The organism is Bacteroidota bacterium, assembly GCA_018698135.1.
Classification (GTDB): Bacteria; Bacteroidota; Bacteroidia; order CAILMK01; family JAAYUY01; genus JABINZ01.
Genome location: JABINZ010000237.1, coordinates 21763 through 27762, shown reverse-complemented (window position 1 = coordinate 27762; position 6000 = coordinate 21763). Strand labels below are relative to the sequence as shown.

The window sequence follows — 6000 nt, the reverse complement described above, 5'->3', positions numbered from 1 at the left end:
GGATCCGGTAGACCCGAGTATTGCTATGCCTTTTTTATTTGCCATGTAAATAAGCCTAATTTTGGAAGGGGCAAAGTTATGCAATATTGAGTGGTTTAAACCTTAATCCAAGGCATTTATTATGGCAAATTATCAGCTGTGTAGTTTCTCTTTTTAGCCTAAATGTGAACATTTTAAAAAAGCATTACTCTTGTTTTGACCTATCTTTGTGTGCTAATAATCAAACAAAAAAATATGAAATATCTTAGCCTAATCATTCTCATGTTCGTGCTCATTTCGTGTGGTGAAAAAGACAATTTTCCTGCAAAAGTATCCAAGCATAATAGGCTGGTTTTTGATCAGGCTTTCAAAACCGGAGATGTTAACACAGCTATTTCATCTGCACAAGAATTATTGGTATATGATACAGGAAATTATGATTTGATGGATACCCTGGCCAGCCTATACCTCAATAAAGAGAACTATAATGCAGCGTTTAATTTCTCAAAAAAAATGTTGAGTTTAAAAACAGATGATCCCAAGGGAATTGAAATTTATGCAAAATCAGCAGCTAACTTAAACCTATCGCAGGAAGCAATAAATGGCTATTCAAAATTGTATGAATTGGATAATAAAACAGCTTACTTATACGAAATAGCAGTTCAAAACTATAATATAGGCAACATGGCCAATGGAGAAACTATTATTGAGTCAATTATCAACACTCCAGCAAGTAAGCAAGAAATGTATCGGGTTCGCATTGCTGTAAATACATTTCAAAATGTACCAGTCATATCCATGTGTTATTATTTTTTAGGTACATTAAATGAATTACAGGGACAGACAAAAGATGCTCAGAGCTACTTCATGGAGGCTCTGGAAAATGCTCCTGAATTTATTTTAGCAAAAAATAAGATTGCACGATACAAATAAATCAAATTTTCCGTTCTTTAAAAAAAGAAATTTACAGCAGAAATTATATGAAGAAATATTTCGATTCACTTATTATTGTCGGATTAACAATAATACTAACACGTTTATTAATTTCCAGCACATCAACTGCTCCTGAGCAATATAAGAGTGAATTCGAAAAGGAATATGGTGTTTATGCACTTGAAATGCCAAACAAAATCGATTTTTCAGGAGAAATAGTTCCACTTGAAGTGGATGATATAAAAGAACGCTTGGATCGGGAATTATTAGTAAACACCTATTGGCAATCCAATACTATTTTACTTATCAAAAGGGCCAACAGATGGTTTCCAGTTATCGAACCGATTCTGAAACAAAATGGTATTCCTGATGATTTCAAATACATCGCAGTAATTGAAAGTGGATTCCTGAACCTCACATCTCCCTCTGGTGCTGAAGGTTTTTGGCAATTTCTTGATGGTACAGGAAAAGGTTATGGTCTTGAAATTAATTCGTCAATTGATGAACGTTATCATGTCAAAAAAGCAACACAAGCTGCTTGCGATTATTTCAAAGAAGCATATAGCCGTTTTAATAATTGGACACTGGTAGCAGCATCTTATAATATGGGAATGGGTGGGGTAAATCGTCAATTAACAAAACAGCATGTTAGCTCCTATTACGATTTACTTTTAAGTATTGAAACCAGTCGCTATGTTTTTCGAATTCTAGCCTTGAAAGAAATATTCACCCATCACGATAAATATGGATTTCACTTTCTGGCTTCCCACCTATATCAGCCCTATGATACCCGAATTATACGAGTGGATAGTACCATCGATAATCTGGTTGAGTTTGCACAGGCAAATGGGAGTACGTATCGTGAAATACGAATCATGAATCCTTGGTTACAAAACAACAAATTACCCAACAAGAGTCGAAAAATATATGAAATTGAATTGCCGAATAAGCATTCAAAAAGGAAAAAGTTTTTTGTGCATGAAAGCTTGAAAGTTGAGAAATTTATCCCTGAAAAAAAGAAGAAGGAAGAAATTGAAATACCACTTGTAACGAAAGATAGCCTGATTATTCATGTAGTTAAGAAGCAGGAAAACATTAATTCGATCGCCCAAAAATATGGTGCAAATATTGCAGAAATACAGAGCTGGAATAATATGTATGATGATTTTGTTCGCAAAGGGCAGAAAATAAAGATATACTTGGAGAAGAAAGGGAAGTGAGCAAAAAAGAAGCAATCAGTCAAAAATTAGAAAAAGTTGAAGACGGGTATATACATGTATATGGTGCCCGCGAACACAACCTTAAAAACATAGATATAAGCATTCCCCGAAATAAGCTGGTTGTTTTTACCGGACTTAGTGGAAGCGGAAAATCATCCCTGGCATTTGATACTATATTTGCCGAAGGACAAAGGCGATACATGGAAACCTTTGCATCCTACGCAAGGCAGTATATAGGTGAAATGAAACGCCCTGATGTTGAAAAAATCGATGGCTTAAGTCCTGTTATTTCCATTGAACAAAAAACCAGTAGCAGAAATCCCCGATCAACAGTTGGAACAACAACAGAAATTTATGATTTCCTAAGATTACTTTATGCTCGAATTGGTGAAGCCTATTCGTGGGAAAGCAATAAGAAAATGGTTAGATATTCTGAAGATCAATTACTAACCACTGTTCTTGAAAAACATGACGACAAACTGGTTTCAATTTTAGCTCCCGTTGTAAAAGCAAGGAAAGGACATTATCGTGAACTTTTTGAACAATATCGCAGAAAGGGTTATACCAAAATAAGAATTGACGGTAAAATAAAGGAAATTGTTCATAAAATGCAGCTCAATCGTTATGCAATACATGATATTGAATTGGTAATCGATCGCATTAAAATAGCTCCCAAATCTGTAGGCCGCATGAAATCATCCATGCAATTGGCATTGAAAGAAGGCAAAGGAACCATGATTATTGTAAATGAGGATGAAAAGCATCTGAACTATTACAGTAAAAACCTGATGTGCCCTGAAAGTGGACTTTCGTATGACGAACCACAGCCTAATACCTTTTCATTTAACTCTCCTTATGGTGCCTGCCCAGAATGCAAAGGACTTGGCATTATTCATAAAATTGATGAGGATGTTTTAACACTTGATAGTAGTAAAAGTATCAAGGAAGGTGGACTGCTTGTTCTTGATCCGCAAAAGGATCATTGGACATCCGCCATTATACGCGCTATTGCAACACGTTACTCGCTGGATTTAGAAACACCCATTAATAAAATACCGAAGGAAATTCTCCATAAAATAATGCATGGTACGGAGGAGGAAATATTAGTCCAAACGGCCTTCATGGAATATGAAACTCGCTTTGAAGGTTTAATAAACCGCTATAAAGAGCAGATTAATGATACTGAAAACAATCATCTTAAAGATGAACTGAAAGAACATATTCCCTTAGTTACATGTCCTGACTGTAATGGTTCACGCCTGAAAAAAGAAGCACGATATTTTAAAATTGACAAAAAAAACATTTACGATGTTAGTTCACGCCAATTAACTGATTTTCATTCCTGGATACTTACACTTGAATCTAAACTGAAAGGAAGAAGTAAAATTATCGGAACCGAACTGATCAAGGAATTAAAAGTTAGAACTGCTTTTTTATTGGAAGTTGGGCTAGGTTATCTATCGCTTGATAGGGCAATGTATACACTGTCAGGAGGAGAATCTCAACGAATACGATTAGCTACTCAAATTGGTTCGCAACTAATCAATGTTACCTATATAATTGATGAACCCAGCATTGGTTTACACCAACGGGATAATCATCGATTGATTAATGCACTTAAGGAATTAGCTGATATAGGCAATACAGTTTTGGTTGTTGAGCACGATAAAGAAATGATGGAAGCCTCAGATTATCTTGTTGATCTTGGACCAAAAGCAGGAATCCATGGTGGCGAAATAAGCTTCCAAGGCAAATTTGAAGATATTGCACAAGCTGATTCATTAACCGCTGATTATTTATCAGGACGGAAGAAAATTGAAGTTCCTGCAGAAAGAAGAGCGGGAACAGGAAATAATATTGAGCTTTTTGGCGCAAAAGGACATAATCTTAAAAATGTAAATCTCAACTTACCATTAGGCAAGCTTGTTTGCATTACAGGGGTCAGTGGAAGTGGTAAATCATCGCTGATCAATGAAACCTTGTATCCCATTATTCGAAACCATCTGTATCGAACGAAAGTAAAACCTTTAGCACATAAAAAATTAACAGGATTGGAGTTCATCGATAAAGTGATTGAAATAGACCAATCTCCAATTGGACGTACTCCACGATCAAATCCTGCAACCTATACTGGTACTTTTACGCAAGTCAGAAACTTATTTGCACAACTTCCCGAAGCAAAAATAAGAGGTTATAAAGCAGGGCGATTTTCTTTCAATGTAAAAGGCGGACGCTGTGATGAATGCGAGGGAGCTGGTGTGAAGACAATCGAAATGAACTTCTTGCCTGATGTGTACATCCAATGTCCGAAATGCATGAGCAGACGCTATAACCGTGAAACATTGGAAGTCAGGTTCAAAGGTAAATCCATTACAGATGTGTTAAATATGACACATAATCAGGCGCTTAAGTTTTTTGAAAACATTCCCCAATTAAAAAGGCGGGTAAAAACAATGGTAGATGTTGGTCTGGGTTATATTACGCTGGGTCAGAGTTCAGTTACCATTAGCGGTGGAGAAGCTCAGCGAGTAAAACTGGCTACTGAATTAGCAAAAAAAGATACAGGAAAAACGCTTTACATCCTTGATGAACCAACAACCGGACTTCATTTTGAGGATATCCGAATATTGATGGATGTATTGAATAAATTTGTAAATAAAGGCAATACTGTATTAATAATTGAGCATAACCTAGATGTGGTTAAATTAGCAGATCACATTATTGACCTTGGTCCAGATGGTGGAGAAGCAGGTGGTAAAATTATTTGTGAAGGAACTCCAGAGGAAATTGTGACCAATAATTGTGGCTATACGGCTGGTTATTTGAAGAAGGAATTAAACAATTAAAAACTTTGTGCTTTATGTTTTCATGGTAGGTCTTTTAGCCACCAAAACACAAAGACGCTAAGGTTCACAAAGAAATTCAGAAACTGAATAGATCATGAACAAAAACTTAGAATATAAGCTCTCATTAAACAATGGCATTGAAATCCCTCAATTAGGTTTGGGTGTTTTTCAAGCGAATGATGGAGCTGAAGTATTTGACGCTGTTAGTTACGCACTCAAAATTGGGTATAGATTAATTGATACGGCTGCTATTTACAAAAACGAAATTGGAGTTGGCAAAGCAATTATTGAAAGCAATATTCCCAGAGACGATATATTCCTGACTACGAAGCTTTGGAATTCTCGTCAGGGAGATTATAAGCAAGTAGCTAAAGGATTTAACGACAGCTTAGAACGACTTGGGCTGGAATATGTAGACTTATACCTCATCCATTGGCCGGTTAAAGGAAAATACGCAGATAGCTGGAAAGCCATGGAAGAACTTTATCTGGAAGGGAAAATTAAAGCGATTGGTGTAAGCAATTTTCAGGTGCATCATTTAGAGGACATTTTTGAGAAATGCCAGATTATTCCAACAGTCAACCAAATTGAATTGCATCCTCTGATGCAGCAAAATGAGCTTCATGAATTCTGTAAAAAGCACAACATACTCCTTGAAGCGTGGCGTCCTATCATGAAAGGGGAAGCTGATAAGGTAAAGGAATTGGTAGAGATTGGAAATAAATACGATAAAAGTGCAACACAGGTAATTCTTAGATGGAATTTGCAAATTGAGATTATCACCATCCCAAAATCTGTAAATCCAGATCGGATTAAACACAATGCCGATCTGTATGATTTTGAATTGGATGAAGAAGATATGGATTTTATTGCAACTCTAAATCAGGATAAACGTTTTGGACCTGATCCAGATAATTTTGATTTTTAATCTTTCTGATTTAAGATTAAGCTATATGAGTTAATTGCCTTAATTACCTCTTCTGCATCTGACAGAGATTTAAACTCCCAATAAAAATAAAATA

At 35.9% G+C, this 6000-nt stretch carries 4 protein-coding genes; all 4 read left to right on the top strand.

What is annotated here, in order from left to right; translation table 11 throughout:
- Positions 1 to 234: 234 nt before the first annotated feature.
- The 4 genes from HOG71_14780 to HOG71_14765 all read left to right on the top strand — a co-directional run bounded on the left by HOG71_14780 (position 235) and on the right by HOG71_14765 (position 5906).
- Positions 235 to 912, top strand: a complete 678-nt coding sequence (locus HOG71_14780) for a hypothetical protein (protein ID MBT5992112.1) — start codon at positions 235 to 237, stop codon at positions 910 to 912.
- A gap of 47 nt (positions 913 to 959) precedes the next feature.
- Positions 960 to 2132, top strand: a complete 1173-nt coding sequence (locus HOG71_14775; protein MBT5992111.1) for a transglycosylase SLT domain-containing protein — start codon at positions 960 to 962, stop codon at positions 2130 to 2132.
- Positions 2133 to 2146: 14 nt separating this feature from the next.
- Positions 2147 to 4978 (top strand): excinuclease ABC subunit UvrA, encoded by a 2832-nt coding sequence (uvrA, locus tag HOG71_14770; protein MBT5992110.1) that lies wholly within the window; start codon positions 2147 to 2149, stop codon positions 4976 to 4978.
- Positions 4979 to 5072: 94 nt separating this feature from the next.
- Positions 5073 to 5906 carry an aldo/keto reductase gene (locus HOG71_14765; protein ID MBT5992109.1) on the top strand — a complete coding sequence of 278 codons (834 nt, stop codon included), beginning with the start codon at positions 5073 to 5075 and terminating at the stop codon, positions 5904 to 5906.
- The last annotated feature ends 94 nt before the right edge of the window (positions 5907 to 6000 follow it).

What these genes read in the sequence shown, in the direction of transcription:
- HOG71_14780 (MBT5992112.1), top strand. Translation starts at nt 235, where the DNA reads ATGAAATATCTTAGCCTAATCATTCTCATGTTCGTGCTCATTTCGTGT.
- HOG71_14775 (MBT5992111.1), top strand. Translation starts at nt 960, where the DNA reads ATGAAGAAATATTTCGATTCACTTATTATTGTCGGATTAACAATAATA.
- HOG71_14765 (MBT5992109.1), top strand. Translation starts at nt 5,073, where the DNA reads ATGAACAAAAACTTAGAATATAAGCTCTCATTAAACAATGGCATTGAA.